The following is a 20,485-nucleotide window of genomic DNA, read 5'->3' as shown; positions in this document are numbered from 1 at the left end:
ATGAAATGATAAACGTCGACTTACAACAACTGGTGCAAGCACTCGATGCCGAAACTAAGCGCGACCTGGAAATCGCCGCTGAACGTTGCGTAGCACGTGGCGGCAACAAGGTACTTGTTGAAGATATGCTGCTGGGTCTTCTGGAGCGTTCGGAAAGCCTGCTGCAGCGCGCATTGAACGACGCCGAAGTTGATGCAGGTGAGCTGGCCAAAGCCCTGCAACCGAGCAGTGAACACAGTGCAACGCGTAACCCGGTATTCTCCACCGAGCTGGTGCAGTGGCTACAGGATGCCTTGCTGGTCGCCAACCTGGAGTTGGGCAGCAGCCAAATTGATCAGGCGGCGCTGATTCTCGCATTGTTACGCAACCCGATGCGCTATGCCGGCAGTCATTATCAAAGCATGCTGGCCAAGCTCAACGCCGAGCGTTTGCGTGACTTTGCCCAATCCCAGCAACCGCAAGCCAGCAGCGCAAACAGCTCGAGCAGCGCAGAATCGAACCTGCAACGCTTTACCCACAACTTCACCCAGCAAGCGCGTGATGGCAAGCTTGACCCGGTGCTGTGCCGTGATGAAGCCATCCGGCAGATGATCGATATCCTTGCCCGGCGCCGCAAGAACAACCCCATAGTGGTTGGTGAGGCTGGTGTCGGCAAGACCGCGATTGTCGAAGGCCTGGCCTTGCGCATCGCCACTGACGAAGTGCCTGAAGTGCTCAAGGGCGTTGAGCTGTTGTGCCTCGATCTGGGCTTGTTGCAGGCCGGTGCCAGCGTCAAGGGCGAGTTCGAGCGCCGCTTGCAAGGGGTCATCGATGAGGTCAAGGCCTCGCCCAAACCGATCATCCTGTTCATCGACGAAGCCCACACCTTGATCGGTGCTGGCGGACAAGCAGGCAGCGGTGATGCGGCGAACCTGCTCAAGCCCGCATTGGCCCGGGGCGAGTTGCGTACTATCGCAGCCACCACCTGGAGCGAGTACAAAAAATACTTCGAGAAAGACCCGGCCCTGGCGCGGCGCTTCCAGCCGGTGCAACTGCACGAACCTACAGTATCGGAAGCCGTGACTATCCTGCGTGGCCTCGCCCCGGTCTACGAAAAAAGCCACGGCATCTACCTGCGCGACGATGCTGTTGTCGCCGCAGCTGAACTTTCCGCGCGCTATCTCGCCGGTCGGCAACTGCCGGATAAAGCCGTCGATGTACTGGACACAGCCTGCGCGCGCGTACGTATCAGCCTCGCTGCCGCTCCAGAAGCCCTTGAGCAACTGCGCAACGAGATCGCTGAAGGTGAGCGTCAGGATCACGCCCAACAGCGCGACCGCGACTCGGGGCTGAACATCGACAGCGCAGCCGCCGAACAGCTCGAACAACGCCTGCGTGAGGCCCGCGCCGAGCTTGAGCAACTGGAAACCCGCTGGGCGACTCAACGAGACCTCGCCCAGCGCATGATCAGCCTGCGCATGCGCTGCGCAGAAGCCCGCCAACAGCTCAATGCACCAGCAACAGTTACAACCGAGGAACAGAGCGAACACTTCGAGCCGAGCGACCTCGAGGAGCTCGAAGCTCAACTGCGTGCAGCGCAAGCCGAGCTAAGTGCTGCGCAAACCCAGCAGCGCCTGGTCAGCTATGAAGTCTGCCCACGCTTGGTGGCTGAAGTTATCAGCCATTGGACAGGCGTGCCGCTCAGCCAATTGGCCCGCGAACACAACAGCAAAGTCATCAGTTTCTCCGCAGATTTGCGCCAGCGCCTACGCGGCCAGGAACAAGCCATCAGCGCCCTGGATCGCGCCATGCGTGCAACCGCCGCCGGCCTTAATCGGCCAGATGCCCCCGTCGGCGTATTTCTCTTGGTCGGGCCCAGCGGTGTCGGCAAAACTGAAACCGCACTGGCGTTGGCTGACCTGTTGTATGGCGGTGAGCGCTTTCTGACCACCATCAACATGTCTGAATTCCAGGAAAAGCACAGCATCTCGCGACTCATTGGTGCTCCGCCGGGCTACGTGGGCTATGGGGAAGGCGGCATGCTCACCGAAGCGGTCAGGCAAAAACCCTACTCCGTAGTGTTGCTTGATGAGGTCGAAAAAGCCGACCCGGACATCCTCAATCTTTTCTACCAGATCTTCGATAAAGGTGTGGCGAATGACGGCGAAGGACGCGAGATCAATTTCCGCAACACCTTGATCCTGATGACCTCGAACCTGGCCAGCGATCGTATTGATTCACTGTGCCAAAACGGCCAGCGTCCCGAAGCCGAAGATCTTGAACAGGCAATCCGCCCACTACTCAGCCAGCACTTCAAGCCTGCGCTGCTGGCGCGCATGCGCGTAGTACCTTACTACCCGGTGAGCGGCGAGGTCCTGCACGAACTCACAACCCTGAAGCTCGAGCGTTTCGCCGAGCGCCTGCAACGTCGTCAGCTGCAGTTCAGCCATTGCCAAGCCCTGGTCGAAAACCTGGCTGCACGCTGCACCCATAGCGAAAGCGGCGCACGCCTGATTGATCACTTGATCGACCAGCACCTGCAGCCGCTGGTGGTTGATCGTCTACTCGCGGCAATGGCCAACGGCGAAACCTTGAAACAGGTTCATGCAACCCTTGATGAACATGGAGCAGTGGTCTGTGAGTTCACTTAACCTGCCCTCCATTCTCGGTCAGGTGCCACAGCCACTGCGCTATGCAGAGGGGCTCTTGCAGCGCTTGGCGAATTTGGTTCAAGCCAATAATGCCGACAACCTGCTCAATGGGCTGGTTGAGGCAGCCGCTGGCCTTTCGGGTTCAGCGCTAAGCCAGCTTTACCTGCTGGACAGCACCCATACACGCCTGACGCTCAGTGCAGAATGGCTCGATGGCTTGCTCCAACCACAGGCTGCTGACAGTTTGCCGAGCGATTATGACGGTGAACAACTGCTGCAATATTGCCTGTGCCAAAACCGCGTATTGAGCCTAAGCGAACTCGACAACAGCCTGCATCAAACCGAGTTTCTACCCGTTACGCAGCAGTCGTGGCGCAGCTTGCTGTGCTTGCCCATTGTCGACAAACAGCAACATGTCAGTGGTCTTCTACTGTGCGCCAGCCACCAAGCCAAAGACCTGCATGGTTTTGCTGACTCACTGAGGTTCCTCGGTAATTTCGGGGTCAACCAATTGCAACTGATGCATCGCCTGCAGCCGCCGCGCACCGAGGCGCAACAACCTGAAAGCCTGCAAGCGGCCTGCGCCAGCGGTTATGGCCTGATCGGCAACAGCCAGGCCATGCGCGATGTTTACCAGCTGATTGGCAAGGTGCTGCACAATCCGGTGAGCGTATTACTCACCGGTGAAACCGGCACTGGTAAGGAGCTGGTTGCCCAGGCGATTCATAATTGTGGTTCGCGTCGAAGCAAGAATTTCGTCGTACAAAACTGCGCTTCACTGCCTGAGCATCTGCTCGAAAGTGAGCTCTTTGGTTATCGCAAAGGGGCTTTCACTGGCGCTGATCGTGACCACAAAGGGCTGTTTGATGCGGCAGACGGCGGCACCCTGTTTCTAGATGAAATAGGTGATATGCCACTTGCCCTGCAAGCCAAACTGCTGCGCGTGCTGCAAGAGGGTGAGGTTCGCCCGCTGGGCTGCAACGATACGCATAACGTGGATGTGCGGATCATTGCAGCCACCCATTTCGACCTGCAAAGCCAAGTCGAAAAGGGTTTGTTCCGCGAAGACTTGTTCTATCGCCTGTCGCACTTCCCAATCGAATTACCGCCACTGCGTGAGCGCAATGACGACATTGCGCTGCTTGCCCGCCACTTTGTGGATAACACCTGCAAATTCCTCAAGCGCGAACCCTGCGCCTGTTCGGAAGAGACCCTGGTAGCCATCGCGCAATACAGCTTTCCCGGCAACGTGCGCCAGCTCAAAGGGTTGGTCGAGCGCGCGGTATTGCTGTGTGAGGGCAATGAGCTGTTGCCTGAGCACTTCAACCTCAATCGCGAAACTGGCACTGACGCGGCAACCAGCTTGCGCCAGCGCATGGAGCAGGTCGAACGTAACTTTTTGCTCGACAGCCTGCGCAAAAACCGTGGCAACCAAAGCAAGGCGGCACGCGAACTTGGGCTGCCACGCAGAACCCTGCTGTACCGGATGGAACGCTTGAACATCAACCCAGGCGATGTTTGAGCTGCATAAAAACAACTCAATAACACCACTTAAAACCCGCTGTGCTCTGCCAGCGATGACACAAGAGGGACTCGATATGAAGCCGCACGTATGGGCCATAGCACTGCTAGCTGTAGTGCTGACACTTGCTGGTTGCAGCAGCAACTACAAGTTTAACGACGATGAATTTCGCCCTTTAGGCGATCCGCAAGCTAACGATCGCGGTAACTGATCTCAGGAGTATTAGCACCATGGAACTGGTATTCGACGTGGTCAGTGCCCAGCAATTTTTGCCAGGGCTTGCAACCAGCAAAACCTTCAAGCAAGCCGGCGGGATTATTGGCCGTGCGGAGACCTGTGACTGGTTGCTTCCCGACCGCAAACGCGTGCTTTCGAGTCGCCATGCAGAAGTCAGTTTTCGCGATGGCGGTTTCTACCTGACCGATGTCAGCAGCAATGGTATCCAGCTCAAAGACAGTGGTGCCAACCTGCGCAAGCAAGAACCACATCGCATTGAGCACGGCAGCATCTATTGCCTTGGCGAGTTCGAGGTGCGCGCGCGCCTGATCCAGGACCCAAGCAAGTTCGAGGCGGACCTGGGCCGGCCGCATGACACCGGCAGCAGCATCATTCCAGATGACGCGTTTCTCGATCTGGATCCACTCACCGCGATGGACCAGCAAGAACAAAGGCAGGGCTATGTAGAGACGGACGAACTGGCAGCGCTTGATGTTCCAGAGCTGACCGATGCGCAGCAGCATGATTACGCACAGGTCGAGACCGAGAACCTGCTGGTTCCCGAGCTGGTCACGCCCCAGGCAGCACCGGCCAGCCAGGCCCAGGCACCAATCCCGCAGCCGATGTCCAACGAGTTCTGGCAGCGCTTTTCCGAAGCGCTTGGCGTGCCACTCAACGACCTCGATGAGTCCGCCCGTGAAGCCCTGGCACTAAAGGCTGCCAAGTTGCTCAAGCAAAGCGTAGCCAGCTTGCAACAAAGCCTGCGCACACGCAGTGAGTTGAAAAACGAAATGCGCCTGGCCCTGACGACCGTGCAGAGCGCGGGTAACAACCCGCTAAAGCTCAGCACCGACACCAACGAAGTGATGAACACATTGTTGCGCGGGCAAAAGCCGGGGCAATTGCCAGCAGAGCAAGCCATAGGCCGTGGTTTTCGTGACCTGCAAGCGCATCAAGTGGCCTTGCTGGCTGCCAGTCGCGCAGCGGTCAAAGGTGTCTTCGAGCAGCTTTCGCCCGAGCAATTGATCCTGCGTTTTGAACGCGACGGCCGCAAGCCGCTGATGGCCACCTCGGGCAGTCGCTGGCGCGCGTATCGACGCCTGCACAACAGCCTCGAACAAAACAATGAATGGAATGAGCGCCTGTTTGCCCGCGACTTTTCCACAACCTACGAAGAACAGGTCCGCCTGATCGCCACACTTAACAACGACGTCCAAGGATGATTTCCATGCAACGCTTGATTTCCCTATTCGTCATCGCCGCCCTGCTGACTCTTGCAGGCTGTTCGGCATTGTCACCTTACTCGAACTACACCAAGTTGGAGCTCAACCTGTCAGGCAGCAGCGACCTCAACCCCGACATCAGCAACCGACCTTCGCCAATCGTGATCCGGCTGATGGAGCTCAAGCACCCGGTCGCCTTTGAGAATGCAGATTTCTTCTCGCTGTATGAGCGTCCAAAAGAAGCACTCTCGCCTGACCTTGTCGCGCTTGAAGAACTTGAGTTACGTCCGGGCGAAAACCGTCAGTTGAAGCTGACCGTCAATGAAGGCAGCCGTTATGTCGGTGTGCTTGCAGCCTATCGCGACCTGCCAGAAACCCAATGGCAATTCATCATCCCGCTGCAAGACAAAGCGCTGAACCAGATCAACCTGCGCCTTGATGAACAAGGCATTCATGCGCTGTCCGACGCTGATGCGGATAAGGACTAACCATGAGTCAGCATAAAGTAGTCTGGCAAGAAGGAATGCTGCTGCGCCCGCAGCATTTTCAACAGAATGACCGCTACTACGACTACCAGTTAAAGACCCGCACGCAAAAACTTGAGAGCTATGCCTGGGGCTTCTTTGAGCTGGAGATCGACCGCCAATTCCTCAACATGGGCAAGTTGGTGGTGAGCAAGGCCAGCGGCGTGCTGCCCGACGGCAGCCTGTTCGACCTTGGCAGTGAGCGCGAGCCGCTGGTCATCGACATACCACCCAGCACGGGCAACACCCCGGTTTACCTGGCGCTGCCGTTGGTCACCGGCAATCACATCGAAAGTCGCCGGCCAGAACAACAAGATGTGCTGTCACGCTACACCGCCGTGGTTGAGGATGTTGCCGACTCCAATGCCGATGACGCAGCCAACAGCCAGGTCAGCTGCGCGCGTCCGGACTTTCGCTTGCTGTTGGGCGATCAACAAAGCGATCAGGCATTCGTCAAGCTACAGCTGTGCGTGATTTTTGATAGCACCCCGGCCGGGGTTGTCAGCCTCGACACCGAGTTCATGCCGAGCTATGTCAATTTCAAGGCATCGGGTTATTTGCTGTCGTGCCTGAAAGAAGTCATCAGCATGCTTGGCCACCGCGGCGATATCCTCGCCGAACGAATTCGCGCATCCGGCAAAGTCGCAGGCGCTGAAGTTGGCGACTTCCTGATGTTGCAGCTGATCAATCGCTCAGAACCGGTGCTGCGCCATTACCTGAACATCGAGCACGTTCACCCTGAACATATCTACCGTGAACTATTGGCCTTGCTCGGCGAATTGGCGACCTACTCTGGTGAAACGAAACGCCCACGGCTGGACAGCTATTACCTGCACAGCGACCAGGCACAGAGCTTCAGCAAGCTGATGGACGCCTTGCGCCAGTTGCTGTCGATGGTGCTCGAACAGCACGCAATCGAATTGCTGCTGCAACAGCGTCAATACGGGATTCAGGTATCGCCACTACACGATCACAAGCTGCTTAACAGCTCATCGTTCGTGCTTGCAGCCAGTGCTCAGTGTGACTCTGAAGAACTGCGCCGACGCTTGCCCGCGCACCTCAAGGTCGCACCGGTTGAGCGTATTCGCCAGTTGGTAAATCTGCACCTGCCAGGCATCAAGGTTAAGCCACTTTCGGTGGCACCACGGCAGATTCCATTCCACTCCGGCAAAACTTATTTCGCACTGGAATTGACCACCGAAGAACGTGCACAACTGGAGCGCTCCGGCGGCTTCGCATTTCACGTTTCCGGCGAGCTGACTGAGCTTGAGCTGAAATTCTGGGCGATCAGGAACTGATTATGAGCAACAAGGATGATAATTACAGCCAGGGTGACCAGACCGTCATTCTGAGCCGAGACGGCAGCGCTCCCGCACAAAGTCCGCTTACCGACTTTGCCACTGCGCCAAAATTCGAACAGCTTGAAGAGCGGATGATCTACGCCGCCCGCCTGCGCCCTTCGGAAAGCTTCAATATCAGCCTCAATCCGCTGGTGGCTGCGGCTTCGCCATTACTCTCCGAAGTGGTCCGGCTCAAGCACAGCTACGAACACGAAGACCTTTCAAGCCTGCATCAACGCCTGAGCAGTGCGATTCGCTTGTTCGAGCACAGCTCACTCAACGAAGGCGCCGACAACAGCCAGGTCATGGCTGCACGCTATGTGCTCTGTACCGTGATTGACGAAGCGGTGGTGACAACGGCCTGGGGCAATGAAAGCCAGTGGTCGAAAATGAGCCTGCTGAGCAGCTTTCATAACGAGACCTTCGGCGGCGAGAAGTTCTTCATGCTGCTTGAGCGCCTCGCCCGCAACCCGGTCAAACACTTGCCGATGCTGGAGCTGATGTACCTGTGCCTGTCGCTCGGTTTTGAAGGCAAGTACCGCGTGCTCCCACGCGGGATGCTTGAGCTCGAAGCGGTACGCGATAGCCTTTACCGGCAAATTCGTCAGTTGCGCGGCGATATCCCACGGGACATTTCGCCCCACTGGGAAGGTTTGAAAGATGCTCGCAATCGCCTGGTACGCATTGTCCCGTGGTGGATGGTCGCGCTTTTCACCCTGATATGCCTGGGTGTTATGTACAGCGGTTTCGCTTGGGTATTGAGCGAACAACGTGACACCACGCTTGAGCCATTTCAGCAAAATCTACCGACCTCAGCTACGGTCATGGATGATCCTAAATGAATAGTTTTTTCGGCAAAGTAGCCGTATTCCTGCGTAAAACCTGGGTCTGGAGCCTGTTGCTGGTTCTTTTCATTGCCCTGATTATCTGGTTCGCTGGCCCATTGTTCGCGGTCAACGACTACAAGTTCTGGGCGTCGGCCACCAGCCGCCTGTTGACCATCAGCCTGCTGTTCCTGATCTGGGGCCTGACGATGGTATTCGTCAGCTGGCGTGCCTCTGCACAAAAGAAAGCCGATGAGAACGACGAGCAAGCGCAAGAGCGTTTGCGTCGTGAAGGCCAGATCAGCGATGAACAGCATGAGTTGCGCCGCCGTTTCAAGGACGCATTGCGCACCCTCAAGCGCTCGAGCATGTACAAAGGTCGCAGCGAACGCTGGCGCAATGACCTGCCGTGGTACCTGGTCATAGGCCCACAAGGCAGTGGTAAAACCAGCCTGTTGGATTTCTCCGGCCTGGAGTTCCCACTCAACCGTGGCGACGCCTCGCGCATGACCAAGAATGTATCCGGTACCCGTTATGCGGACTGGTACTTCGCTGAACATGCCGTGCTGATCGATACCGCCGGACGCTACCTGACGCAACCTGAGCCACAAGTCGATGGCAGCGCCTGGACCACCCTGCTCGACTTGCTGCGCAAACGACGCGCCCGGCCGCTCAATGGCGTTCTGATCAATATCGGGCTGAATGACCTGCAGGGTAAATCCGAGCAAGCCCTGGAAACACTGGCACGCCAGACCCGTCAACGCTTGCAGGAAATCCACCAGCGTCTGGGCGCGGATGTGCCGGTTTACCTGGCCGTGAGCAAAGCCGACAAAATCCTCGGTTTCGACGAGTTCTTCGACCAGCTCTCCCGCGAAGAAAGCGACCAGGTGCTTGGTGCCAGTTTCCGCAAGGATCAAAACAGCAGCGACACCCCAGTCGTGCGCCGCGAGTTCGAGGCCCTGCTGACACGCCTCAACAGCCAAGTCATTTTGCGCATGCACCAAGAGCGCGACACCTTGCGCCGGGGCCGTATCCTCGACTTTCCGCACCAGCTTGGCCAGGTCGGTGAGCGCCTGTGCCTGTTCATCGAACTGGCCTTCAGCGGCAACCGCTATCAACGCGCCAGCCGCCTGCGTGGATTCTATTTCACCAGCGCGCCGGAACTCGATAGCCAACTGGACGGCACGACCGCCAGCATTGGCGACAACCTTGGCTTGATCAACAGCGCCCTGCCGACCTTCCGCAAAGGCCGCACCCGCTTTATCAACCAGTTGCTGAGCCGTGTCATCTTTCCTGAGTCAGACCTTGCCGGGCTGGATAAACGCGAAGTTCGCCGTATCGACTGGGGTCACCGGATCATGTACGGATGTGCTATCGCGTGTCTGGCAATCTTCGGTTTCCTTTGGGCCAATGGCTTCTCGTCCAACTACGGACGCCTGGAGCAAGTGCGCAGCGTTGCCCAGGATCTAACCCAACAACGTGCTGAAATCACACCCCAGGACGACGCGCTGCGCATCCTCGGCGCATTGGATAACAGCTACGCGGCAACCCGGGTATTCCCGCCGATTGATGATGTGTCCTACTTCCAGCGCACCGGTTTGTACCAAGGCGAGGACGTAGATCCGGTGGTGCAGAGTGCCTATCGCGCCGAGCTCGAAGAACTCCTGCTACCCCGCGTCGCGCGTCAGCTTGAGGCGCAAATCCGCGCCAACATGAATGACCGCGAGCGGCTGCTCAACAGCTTGCGCGCCTACCTCATGCTCAACCTGGAATCACGCCGTGATCCTGCCTACCTGCAAGACTGGATGGCCGCGGACTGGTCCGTAAGCTACTCCGGCAACAGCAGCGCGCAAAAGCGCCTTAACGATCACTTTGCACGCTTGCTCAGTGGCCCGTTCAGGCCCTACTCACTAAACAGCCAACTGGTTGCGCAAGCTCGCCAGGTGCTGCGCAGTGAATCCCTGGCAAATGTGGTGTACCGCATGCTTCGCGATCAGGCGCGCAGCCTCCCGGAATATCGTTTAAGCCAGAATCTTGGTCCGCAAGCGCCGCTGTTTATCGGCAGCGATTACACCATTCCCGGCTTCTACACCCAGACGGGCTATCAGAAGATGTTTGTCGCTCAGGGCAGCGATCTGGTCCGCAACATCCTGCAGGACAACTGGGTGCTGGGCGACGACAAGTCCGACACCTTGAGCAGCAAGGACTTGAGCCGTTTGCTGGTTGAAATGGAACAGCTGTACTTCCGCGACTATGCCAATTACTGGAGCGAGGCACTGGCGAAGATTTCCATCCAGCCGATCACTGGCACCACTCAAGGCTCGCAAGAGTTGGCCGCACTCACCGCAGCCAACTCACCCTTGGTCAAGCTGCTGGTCGAAGTTCGCGACAACACGCGCTTTGCCGGCCTTGCCGAGGTCGCAGATGGTGTGGCCGCCGCAGGTAAAGTCAAAGGTGTAAACGGTAAGCTTGGTAAAGCCGCGCGCCTGGCTGCCGCCGCCGCAGAGCAAGCCAAGACATCCTTGGCCGACAGCTTGCCAGCCACTGCACGCAAAACCCTCGAACGCCAGTTCGAGCCGTTGCATCGCTTGCTGGATAAAGAAGGTGGCCCAGGCCCAGAGCTGGCAGCAACCCAGCAAGCCTTGAGCGAGCTGCAAATCCAACTCAACAGCCTGGCCAATGCCAGCGCACCGGAGCAATCGGCGTTTGAGCAGGCCAAAGGCCGCATGGGAGGTCGCTCGAATGCGATCGACCAGGTGACAGCTGCGGCGGCACGCTTGCCAATGCCCGTCCAGGGCTGGATCCAACCCTTGGCAATCGGCAGCTGGACGCTGACCTTGAATGAGGCCTATGGCTATCTCAACAAGCGCTACAAGAGTGAACTGTACGGCGCTTATCGCAACTCGCTGCGCAATCGCTATCCATTTAGCGCTGACAGTGACAGCGACGTCGCCATTGCCGACTTCCGGGAGTTCTTCAAGGCCGGCGGTATTGCCCAGGACTTCTTCGACAGCTACCTCAAACCCTTTGTTCGTGGCAGCGCCGGCAAGTATCAATTGCGTCGAGTCGATGACCAAGGCATGCCGATTTCGGGGTCTTTCCTACGTCAAATGGGCAATGCTCAAACCATTCGCCGCAGCTTCTTTGCCGAGAACCCCAACGAGCCGCAGGTGCTGTTTACCCTGGAGCCTTACTCACTGGACTCAAGCCTGGCACGAGCCGACTTCCGCTTCGGCGATGAAAACCTCGAGTACCGCCACGGGCCAATTGTACAAACCTCGTTCAGTTGGCCAGCCCAGGCGAACGAAGGTCGTACCAGCCTGGTTCTTGAGGAACTCGATGGCCGCCGTGTTGGGATTGAGAAAAACAACGGGCCATGGTCACTGTTTCGCCTGCTTGACCTGATGAGTGTCGACTACCACAGCGGCCGCGATGTGTTGCTGCTTAAAGCTGATTTGGGTGGCTTACGTGCGAACTACTTGCTGCACAGCCAGCGCTCACCAAACCCCTTTGACATCAACATGTTGCGCAGTTTCAGACTGCCGGCTGCGCTCTAATGCAGGGCGCAGCAAGCCGCTGGCGAAGTGTGGCACGAACCGAGACCGGTAAAGTGCGAGCACGCAATGAGGACGCGTTCCTGGCCATGCCAGAGCGCGGCCTGTGGGTGGTCGCCGACGGCATGGGCGGCCATCAGAACGGTGCCCTGGCCAGTCGTTTGATCGTCGAGCAGCTCGCTGAGTTACCCCATGAGTGCGAGCTGGAGGAGCGTCTCAAGCATGTGCGCAAATGCTTGCATGACCTGAACCGGCGGCTCGGCCAGGAACTGACCGTCACCGCCGCCCGCCCCGACGCCATCATCGGCAGCACAGTAGTCGCGCTGCTGATTGATGGTGAACGGGCGGCCTGTGTCTGGGCTGGCGACAGCCGCTGCTATTTGTGGCGAGGCAACCGCCTCTACCAACTGACTCGTGATCACTCCCTCGCTCAACAATTGATCGACGAGAAAAAAATCACCACCGAGCAGGCCAGGTTCCATCCCGGCTCACATGCCCTAACCCGCGCCATTGGTGCCTATGAAGACCTGCAACTGGAAACAATCGAGCTGGACGTGTTTCCCAATGATGCGTTCTTGCTCTGCAGTGACGGCTTGTACCAAAGCCTGAGCGCCGACTCGATCAGCGCCCAGCTCAACCTGTCATCACCACACCTGGCCATTTCCCGGATGTTTGACCAAGTGCTTGATGGCCCCGCCCGCGACAACCTCAGCGCCGTATTGGTGCGCCAATGAGGACGCCTAATGACTAGCCCAAACGCCACCGACACGCCAGCAGCGCTCAATGACGAGCCCAATGACCTGACCTACTTTGCCTTCGCTGAAAATGCCGCCAGATCGGCGCCGCCACAAGCGCCAGTCGAGCTAAGCGAGATGGCGGAGATATTAGGCAGTCGTTACAAACTTGAGCGCCTGCTGGGTGTTGGCGGCATGGGCGTGGTCTATCGCGCGCGGGATCTGCTACGTGAGCAATTTGGCGACCCCGATCCCTACATTGCACTCAAAACCGTAAGCGATGACTTCGCTGAATACCCCGACGCCAATGCACTGTTGTTTAGTGAGTTTGCCCTCACATCCAAACTGCAACACGCCAATGTGGTGCGCGTGTTCAACTTTGATGTCGATATATCAAGCAAGCGGGCGTTCATCACCCTTGAGCTGTTGAAAGGCCCGACTCTTGATCAGTTGCTCTGCGACCAGCCTCACGGTTTACCCTGGGATGAACTGCGCAGCATTGCCATTCCACTGATTGAGGCCTTGCTCTACTCGCATCAAAAAGGCGTGCTTCATGGCGATATAAAGCCGAGCAACGTACTGCTCGCCGATGATGGCTTGCGCTTATTTGACTACGGCCTCGGCCAGCCAATGGAAGGCCTGCTAACAGGCCTGCCGCGCCTGTCGCGCACACGCTTCAACGCCTGGACACCGCGCTATGCCGCCCTGGAATTGATCAACGGTGAGCCACTCACCCCGGCAGCCGATATTTATGCGTTGGCCTGTGTACTGCTTGAACTGAGCAGCGGCAAGCATCCGTTCCAGCGCCTCAGTGCGCGCCAGGCGATGAACATAAAACTTGATCAACAACTGCAACGCCCCGACAAGATCCCGCAACTTTGCTGGGATGCGCTGCTCAAGGCGATCGCCTTCGAACCGCAACACCGCAGCCAGTGCTGCACCGAACTACTGCATGCGTTCCAAACGCCCGAGCCTGCAAGACGAACAGGATGGCTGAATCATTTCTCGTCAAAAGGTGCCCACGGATGATTACTGCACAAGGAAACCGATATGTTCAATCCGGCCAATGAAACCCATTTCAGCCTGAGCATCAAAGACCAGCCGCACGATTTGCAGGTACTCAACTTCACAGGCGTTGAACGCATCAGCCAGCCTTACCTGTTTCAAATCGAGGTGGTCAGCGAACAACCCGATATCGACCTTGAAAGCCTGCTCGGCAAGACCGCATTTCTGGCCTTTACCCCGCAAGGCGCGGGTATTCACGGCATCATCCAGAGCTTCGCCCAGCGCGAGTCAGGCAAGCGCCTGACCCGCTATCAATTAACTATCGTGCCGCAATTGAGCTACTTGGCGCGACGCACCAACCAGCGTATTTATCAAGCGCTGAACGTGCCGCAAATCATCAGCGCGGTGCTGGAGGAGCACGGCATCCTCAGCAATAGCTACCAATTCCAACTGGGCCCGACTGTTTATCCGCCCCGCGAATATTGTGTGCAGTACGATGAAACCGACCTGCATTTCATTCAGCGCCTGTGCGAAGAGGAAGGTATTCATTACCACTTCCAGCACAGCCCTGATGCCCACATGCTGGTGTTTGGCGATGACCAAAGCGTATTCCCCAAACTGGGCCAGCCGACCGTCTATTTACCCGGCAGCGGCATGGTTGCCAATGAACCGGCGATCCGCCGCTTTGCCATGCGCCAGCAAACGCGCAGCAGCCGTGTCACCCAACGTGACTACAACTTTGAGACGCCGCGCCTGCAGCTTGAAGCTGCCTACAAACAGCCACAAGACGAAGACGCCAAAGCCCTGCCAGACCTGGAAGACTACAGCTATCCCGGCCGCTTCAGCGAGCGCGAACGCGGCAAGCACCTGAGCCAACGCGCAGTTGAACGCCACCGCAGTGACTATCGCTTGGCCGAAGGTAACAGCGACCAACCGGGGTTGATCAGCGGTCACTTTTTGGAAATTTCAGATCACCCGCGCAGCGAATGGAATGATTTGTGGCTGATCCATCAGGTTCGCCATGAAGGTAAACAACCGCAAGTGCTCGAAGAATCCATGACCCATGACGTTGGCGACACGGATGACTTCCAGCAGGGCTACCGCAATAGCTTTATCGCAACCCCTTGGGATATTCCCTTCCGCCCCCCGCTGCTGCATCCCAAGCCACAAGTACTGGGCAGCCAGACCGCGGTGGTCACCGGCCCTGCGGGCGAAGAGATTCACTGCGACCAGTACGGCCGCATCAAGGTGCAATTCCACTGGGACCGCGAAGGCAGCGGCGACGACAAATCCAGCTGCTGGCTGCGCGTCGCCTCGAATTGGGCAGGCGACCTATACGGCGGCATCGCCATTCCTCGTATCGGCATGGAAGTGCTGGTGACCTTTCTTGAGGCTGACCCCGATCAACCCGTGGTTACCGGCTGCCTGTACCACGCAGAAAACAATGTGCCTTATGCCCTGCCTGCGAACAAAACCCGCAGCACCTTTAAAACCCTCAGCACGCCGGGCGGCGCCGGTTACAACGAACTGCGCCTGGAAGACAAAAAGGGCGAAGAACAAATATTTATCCACGCCCAGCGCGACCTCGATGAAAACATCGAACACGACCAGAAAATCCACATCGGCAACGAACGCCACGACACCGTCGAAGCCAACAGCTTCAGTGAATTCAAAGCCGAAGAACACGTGACCGTTACCGGCGCGCGCAAAATCGAAACCAAAGCCAACGACCACCTGAGCATCGGTGTCAGCCAACACACCCAACTCGGCACCGCCCAACTGACCAAAGCCGGCCGCGAAATCCACCTCAAGGCCGGACAAAAAATGGTCATCGAAGCAGGCGTAGAACTCACCCTGCAAGCAGGCGGCAGCTTTATCAAACTCGACCCAAGCGGCATCAGCATGGTCGGTCCAATCATCCGCTACAACGCTGGTGGATCTCCGGGCAAGGGGACGGGAATTGCGGCGCTGCTGCCGGTTATTCCTTTACCAGTAGATACGGACAAGGCTGGAGACCTTTTGAAGAGCGCCAGTCCTGGCACACTACAACCGCGTGACCTGGTTGAACCGCGCGATTACGTATTCAATATTGAGTTGCGTGATGTACCTGGTGAAGACGGCTTCCCATTAGCGTTTACACCTTGGCGCATTCTGCAAACAGGAAAAGAGCAGGTATTGTTGCAAGGCCAAACCAATGAGCAAGGGCAAATAGTGCTCGACTCAAACCAACAAACCACGCTATCCAAAGCCTACACAAGTGCCTCGCAAAGCCTCTTCCTAGCCTATCCGGGCCAGCAAGTAAGCCTGCGTTTGTTCCTTGAGCAGCCTCAATGGGACAGCGAGCACCACGCCCTTAGCGCATTAGACTTCAACGACTGCGTATCACCAAATCGAGGCACGCCATCGTTACTTGATCACGAACGCAGTAAGCAGGACACCGCCTGTATGACTGACTTCTACACCTACCTTCAATCCAAAGGCTGATCAATCATGGCGACCAATCCTGCTTACAATGGCGTTCGAGTAAAAGAGCTTAGCCAGATTAATACCCAAGACGGCCAAGCGCGTATCGCATACTCCGCACCGGACTATTTCCTCAAAGGCCAAGGACTTTTTGCCCCGAAGCGCACGGGCAATGAGGTTAAATTTTTTACCACGGGCGAGGACTATTTCAAAAACCTTGCGAGTGCGATTGACCAAGCTAATCAATCAATTTTCATTACCGGCTGGCAGGTCAACTATGACGTACTACTTGATGGCGAACGCAGTCTTTGGCAGTGCCTCTATCAAGCCCTAAAACGCTCGTCTTCACTGAAAGTCTATGTAATGCCTTGGCTGAGCCCAAGTGCCGCCATGGGCACTTATGACTTCGAAACCATGCTGGCCATTTTCCAGCTAAATGCAGGCTTGACTGGCGGCCCAAGAGCTTTTTGTACACCTGCGATTCAACAAAGCGATATGAAAGGCATGGGTGTTGCCTTCTCGCATCATCAAAAATCAGTAGTGATTGACAATAGCATCGGCTACGTCGGCGGTATTGATCTTGCCTACGGGCGCAGAGACGACAACAATTTTAGCCTCGACGCCAGCACTCGCAAAGGCAACGATGCTTACAACCCAGGGCTACCCAAACTGGGATGGATGAAGCTTCAAGATCATGTCAGTGCAAACGGCTTGATGCTGGCGACGCTATTTGACCTGTCCAAACCTGTTGCAAGTATTGAGTTAGTGCCTGATGTAGTGCGTCGAATTGACAGCAGCCTGAGTCTTGAAATGTCGATTCCCATAAGCAGGGCCAATGCGTTGAATGGCGCAAACTATCTTTCCAATTTTATGGAAAGCCCTGCATTGAGCTGGGTCCAAGATATTGGCCGAGCACTCGAAAGTGCGAATCAGAGTATTGATCAAGCTACAGCTTCAATTGCGCAAACAAAGCGCGAGCTTCTGGCAAAAACCTGCAAAGCAGTTGCTCAACTGATCCGCGATAACCTAGACACACAAGCGTTAGAGCAGTCATTCAAAACACGCTTGATAAACTGGCTCGATGAGCTGCAACTTGCTGGAAACAACATCACCGAGTCATTACGAATTAAAAGCACTGTGCTCATCAACGAATGGATGAGCACTACAGAGCTAGGCCATGTGCTGAAAATTATCAGTAAAGGCACCTATGAAGATCTGCCTGGAGATGTCATGGGCAACGTCAATGAACTAGCCAACTCGGTGCTTTGGTTTATTTATGGAATGTTGCAGAACCAATCATGGGAAAATCAGCAGCCATATCCTTTCCTCAGTGAGGATGCTCAGCCATTGGCATCCCCAAACAATACAACCTTGGATGCAGACCAGCCGCGCATGCCCTGGCAAGATGTGCACAGCCGAATTGAAGGGCCATCGGTCTACGACCTTTCCCGCAACTTTATTGATCGTTGGAATGGACAACAAGCCTACATTGCCGACACCCCATCAATTCAGAACACCGCAGTTGTCAGCAAAGCATTAGAGACAATCATGATCTGGCTGAATCGTCTTATTAAAGGCGTAAATCTCGAACACCATCTTAACGTCGATGGTTTACTGGATATTAAATTTAGCAAGCCTGAGCCTGTATTCATCCAAACCCCTGAACAACTGCCGCAACCACCTGCCGTCAAAGCTGCTGGCGTGAGTGTGCAAGTGCTGCGCAGCGCATCAGCACGCATGACCCAGCAAGAACAGCAGGGTCGCAGCAAAGCTGGAGTTAACCTACCGTTGCCACCCGGTATTGATACCGGCGGCATGCAAGCCAACTGTAAAAGCGCCATGCAGCAAGCCATCTCCAGCGCTCAACAGTTTATCTATATTGAGAACCAGTTCTTTCAAAGCGCCTTTGGTGAGGAGCAAGAACATTTTCCAGGTATAAAACTATCTGGTCCGATGGCAAGCCTACGTGACCCAATGACCTTGCCGCAAAATTTAGTCGCTCGTGTTCGTCTGCGTGAAGCCCTAGAAGCCGAGGATATTTGGCAGCTTAACTGGCAAGAAATTGACTCTATAGCCCAAGACCCAGGTGCAGAAGCAAAGCAATTTTTAACTGACATGTGGGCAATATTCAGTAGTAATGCAACGGGCTGGGTAACCCAAAAACTGGGAGAAGAGCAAAGTGGGTTGCTCAATGATATTGGTCAATCCCTTGTCAATCGCATCGGTCGCGCCATTGATGAAGAACTTCCTTTTCACGTTTATATGGTGTTACCCGTTCACCCGGAAGGCACATTGAACACCCTAAATATCATGCACCAAGTCAGCCTGACCATGCAGAGTTTAGTATTTGGTGAGTACAGCTTGGTTAAGGGTATTCAGCGACATATGGCGCTGCATGAGCAGATGCAACGAGGCCGCACAAAAGCCGAAGCGCTTGAAGGTATTGAGGTCAAAGACAGAAAGGACCGCCCCGTTTATGAGCAACAAGACTGGAGCCAATACCTGACCCTGCTCAACTTACGTAACTGGGACACCTTGAACGGTCGCGTCGTCACCGAGCAAATCTATATCCACAGTAAATTATTGATAGCAGACGACCGAGTTGCCATTCTAGGCAGCGCCAATATCAATGATCGCAGCCTACAAGGTGACCGCGATTCAGAACTGGCCGTAATCGTGCGCGACAGCACCCCTGTTCAAGCCAAGTTAGATGGTGAAAACGCAGTGCCCGTCAGCAAGGCTGTTCAACAATTGCGAATCGACCTCTGGAAAAAACATTTTGGGTTAAGCCTCACTAAGCCATCTTCTATTAAGTCTGCCTGCGAGTTAGAGAACTATTTGGAGCAACCGGCAGCGAAGAAAACATGGCAAGCTATACAGGCCCGTTCAAGCAAAAATACTGATATTTACAACACATCATTCAATTTTATTCCACAAAATATTAGCCAGCTTCAGCCGCTTGTATCCCCGCAAATGGAAGACTATGAAGACGGTTTCCCTACGCCTGTTTGGCCGACTTGGGTTTACCAATCACCAGATGGCAGAGGCGAATTATATGAGCCGATGCCTTATGAGGAAATTTTTTGGCGCTCAAGCTCTCTTACACCGGTCAAAAGTTTCTCCCCTCCAATTGGTGTACAAGGCTTTATCTGCGCGCTACCCATCAACTGGACACGGGGAGAGAACAACGATTCAGGTATCAACCTGACGTTACTTGCACAAAACCAGAAACAGCAAGGGCTTGAGCATGACGCCTCGCTTGCAATGACAACCAATAGCAAAAATGACAAAGGCCAGCGCACATGAACAAATTATTATTGAGCCTAGGCTTTTGCTGGTTGCTGCCAATTCACCTGGCTCAAGCAGACACAGTTCACCAAGAATGTATTGGCCGATTAACCTTTGATGTACCAGAAGACATGCAATGGGCAACTTTTCATACAAATTATGTTGCAAGGATAACCGGTGGTGGTGGGCACGTCTTTTCTAAACATGTCTTTAGTGATCGAGAACATGCTAGTTATGACTATAGCAACCTAGTAATTTATGTAAGTGATATCGTTGAGCGATCGGTGCTTGATAGCGCTGCTAGATACGCGAAAGAATCTCGCAGCCAATACCAAAAAAGTTTGATAAAAGAATTGGCGAGAAAAAATGAAATACTCTTAGAATTAAAAAACATGAAAAGCACTGAAGGCATCGAAGATGCTATTAAAAGCTGGGAGGAAAACATATCCAAAATAGAGCACGATATCCCTCTTGCTCATGCCTATGAACACGACCTAGATATCCCTGACGCCTACTTTCTTGGAGGTAAATCTACCATCTACGATGTCTTACTTTGGCGTAAGAATCGTATTTATTATTTCTCGCTTAAAAGCAACGATAAAAATAAATCACAGCGCATTAAAGACCTTATCGCACGCTTTCAACCACGCGATTTGTATGAAGTGCCAAAAGGCCCGGGCTTTTGCTTCCCGTATGGTTTTATCCACGATGATGGCAAAACCAAGTACAGTATCAAAAACAGCCTGCGCTTTACCCGTGAACCCAACGTGATATTCACCATTCTCAATGCTTCTGCTGGTGACCCGTACATGAAGGCCACCTCAGGCACCTACAACACCGATTACAACCCCGGCTACGACAGAGAAAACTGGGAGAAAACATCGTTTATTGAGTCGCTGTACTTCGACAGGCAATTGGTGGGTATGGACGGCTGGCGACTTGATCCAAAGCCGGGCTCGGCAGAGAAGGAGCGTGCATGGTTTGGCCTGGCTCATATCGGCGGCTTGACTAAACCCCTGATCGCGATACAAGCCAAGACCTTTAAACAAGGCACCGACGATTTAACAGGCCTGACACCACCGCCTGAAGCACTTATGCCCAGCCTGAAAGCGCTGACCAAAAGCATGAAGCTGACCTTGGGCGAGTAATACACTGGGGCTGT

At 55.3% G+C, this 20,485-nt stretch carries 13 protein-coding genes; all 13 read left to right on the top strand.

Annotation, left to right across the window (positions count from 1 at the left end; genetic code table 11):
- Positions 1-5: 5 nt before the first annotated feature.
- The 13 genes from tssH (at position 6) to AACY26_RS10225 (ending at position 20,471) form a co-directional block, all read left to right on the top strand.
- Positions 6-2,630: a type VI secretion system ATPase TssH gene (tssH, locus tag AACY26_RS10285; protein ID WP_339513661.1), complete on the top strand. Its 2,625-nt coding sequence runs from the start codon at positions 6-8 to the stop codon at positions 2,628-2,630.
- Between the two features lie 10 nt (positions 2,631-2,640).
- Entirely contained in the window at positions 2,641-4,152 is a 1,512-nt protein-coding gene (locus AACY26_RS10280; RefSeq protein ID WP_339514099.1) for a sigma-54 interaction domain-containing protein, read from the top strand.
- A gap of 76 nt (positions 4,153-4,228) precedes the next feature.
- Complete coding sequence (locus AACY26_RS10275; RefSeq protein WP_339513659.1) at positions 4,229-4,363, top strand: type VI secretion protein; 135 nt, start codon at positions 4,229-4,231, stop codon at positions 4,361-4,363.
- Positions 4,364-4,382: 19 nt separating this feature from the next.
- Entirely contained in the window at positions 4,383-5,591 is a 1,209-nt protein-coding gene (tagH, locus tag AACY26_RS10270) for a type VI secretion system-associated FHA domain protein TagH (RefSeq protein ID WP_339513657.1), read from the top strand.
- A gap of 5 nt (positions 5,592-5,596) precedes the next feature.
- Positions 5,597-6,079, top strand: coding sequence for a type VI secretion system lipoprotein TssJ (tssJ, locus tag AACY26_RS10265; protein WP_339513655.1), 483 nt, complete (start codon positions 5,597-5,599; stop codon positions 6,077-6,079).
- Between the two features lie 2 nt (positions 6,080-6,081).
- Positions 6,082-7,413: a type VI secretion system baseplate subunit TssK gene (gene tssK / locus AACY26_RS10260; protein WP_339513653.1), complete on the top strand. Its 1,332-nt coding sequence runs from the start codon at positions 6,082-6,084 to the stop codon at positions 7,411-7,413.
- Between the two features lie 2 nt (positions 7,414-7,415).
- Positions 7,416-8,297 (top strand): type IVB secretion system protein IcmH/DotU, encoded by an 882-nt coding sequence (gene icmH / locus AACY26_RS10255; protein WP_339513651.1) that lies wholly within the window; start codon positions 7,416-7,418, stop codon positions 8,295-8,297.
- On the top strand, positions 8,294-11,836 hold the full coding sequence (gene tssM, locus AACY26_RS10250; RefSeq protein ID WP_339513649.1) for a type VI secretion system membrane subunit TssM: 3,543 nt from the start codon (positions 8,294-8,296) through the stop codon (positions 11,834-11,836). Before icmH ends, tssM begins: the two co-directional genes overlap by 4 nt.
- Entirely contained in the window at positions 11,836-12,567 is a 732-nt protein-coding gene (locus AACY26_RS10245) for a PP2C family protein-serine/threonine phosphatase (RefSeq protein ID WP_339513647.1), read from the top strand. Before tssM ends, AACY26_RS10245 begins: the two co-directional genes overlap by 1 nt.
- 9 nt (positions 12,568-12,576) lie before the next feature.
- Complete coding sequence (locus AACY26_RS10240; protein WP_339513645.1) at positions 12,577-13,596, top strand: serine/threonine-protein kinase; 1,020 nt, start codon at positions 12,577-12,579, stop codon at positions 13,594-13,596.
- A 21-nt stretch (positions 13,597-13,617) separates the two neighbouring features.
- Positions 13,618-16,056 (top strand): type VI secretion system Vgr family protein, encoded by a 2,439-nt coding sequence (locus AACY26_RS10235; protein ID WP_339513643.1) that lies wholly within the window; start codon positions 13,618-13,620, stop codon positions 16,054-16,056.
- A 6-nt stretch (positions 16,057-16,062) separates the two neighbouring features.
- Entirely contained in the window at positions 16,063-19,341 is a 3,279-nt protein-coding gene (locus AACY26_RS10230) for a phospholipase D-like domain-containing protein (RefSeq protein WP_339513641.1), read from the top strand.
- Positions 19,338-20,471, top strand: coding sequence for a T6SS immunity protein Tli4 family protein (locus AACY26_RS10225; protein WP_339513639.1), 1,134 nt, complete (start codon positions 19,338-19,340; stop codon positions 20,469-20,471). Before AACY26_RS10230 ends, AACY26_RS10225 begins: the two co-directional genes overlap by 4 nt.
- Positions 20,472-20,485: the final 14 nt, after the last annotated feature.

Source organism: Pseudomonas sp. RL_15y_Pfl2_60, from assembly GCF_963970595.1.
Lineage (GTDB): Bacteria > Pseudomonadota > Gammaproteobacteria > Pseudomonadales > Pseudomonadaceae > Aquipseudomonas.
This window is presented reverse-complemented; position numbering and strand designations above follow the sequence as displayed.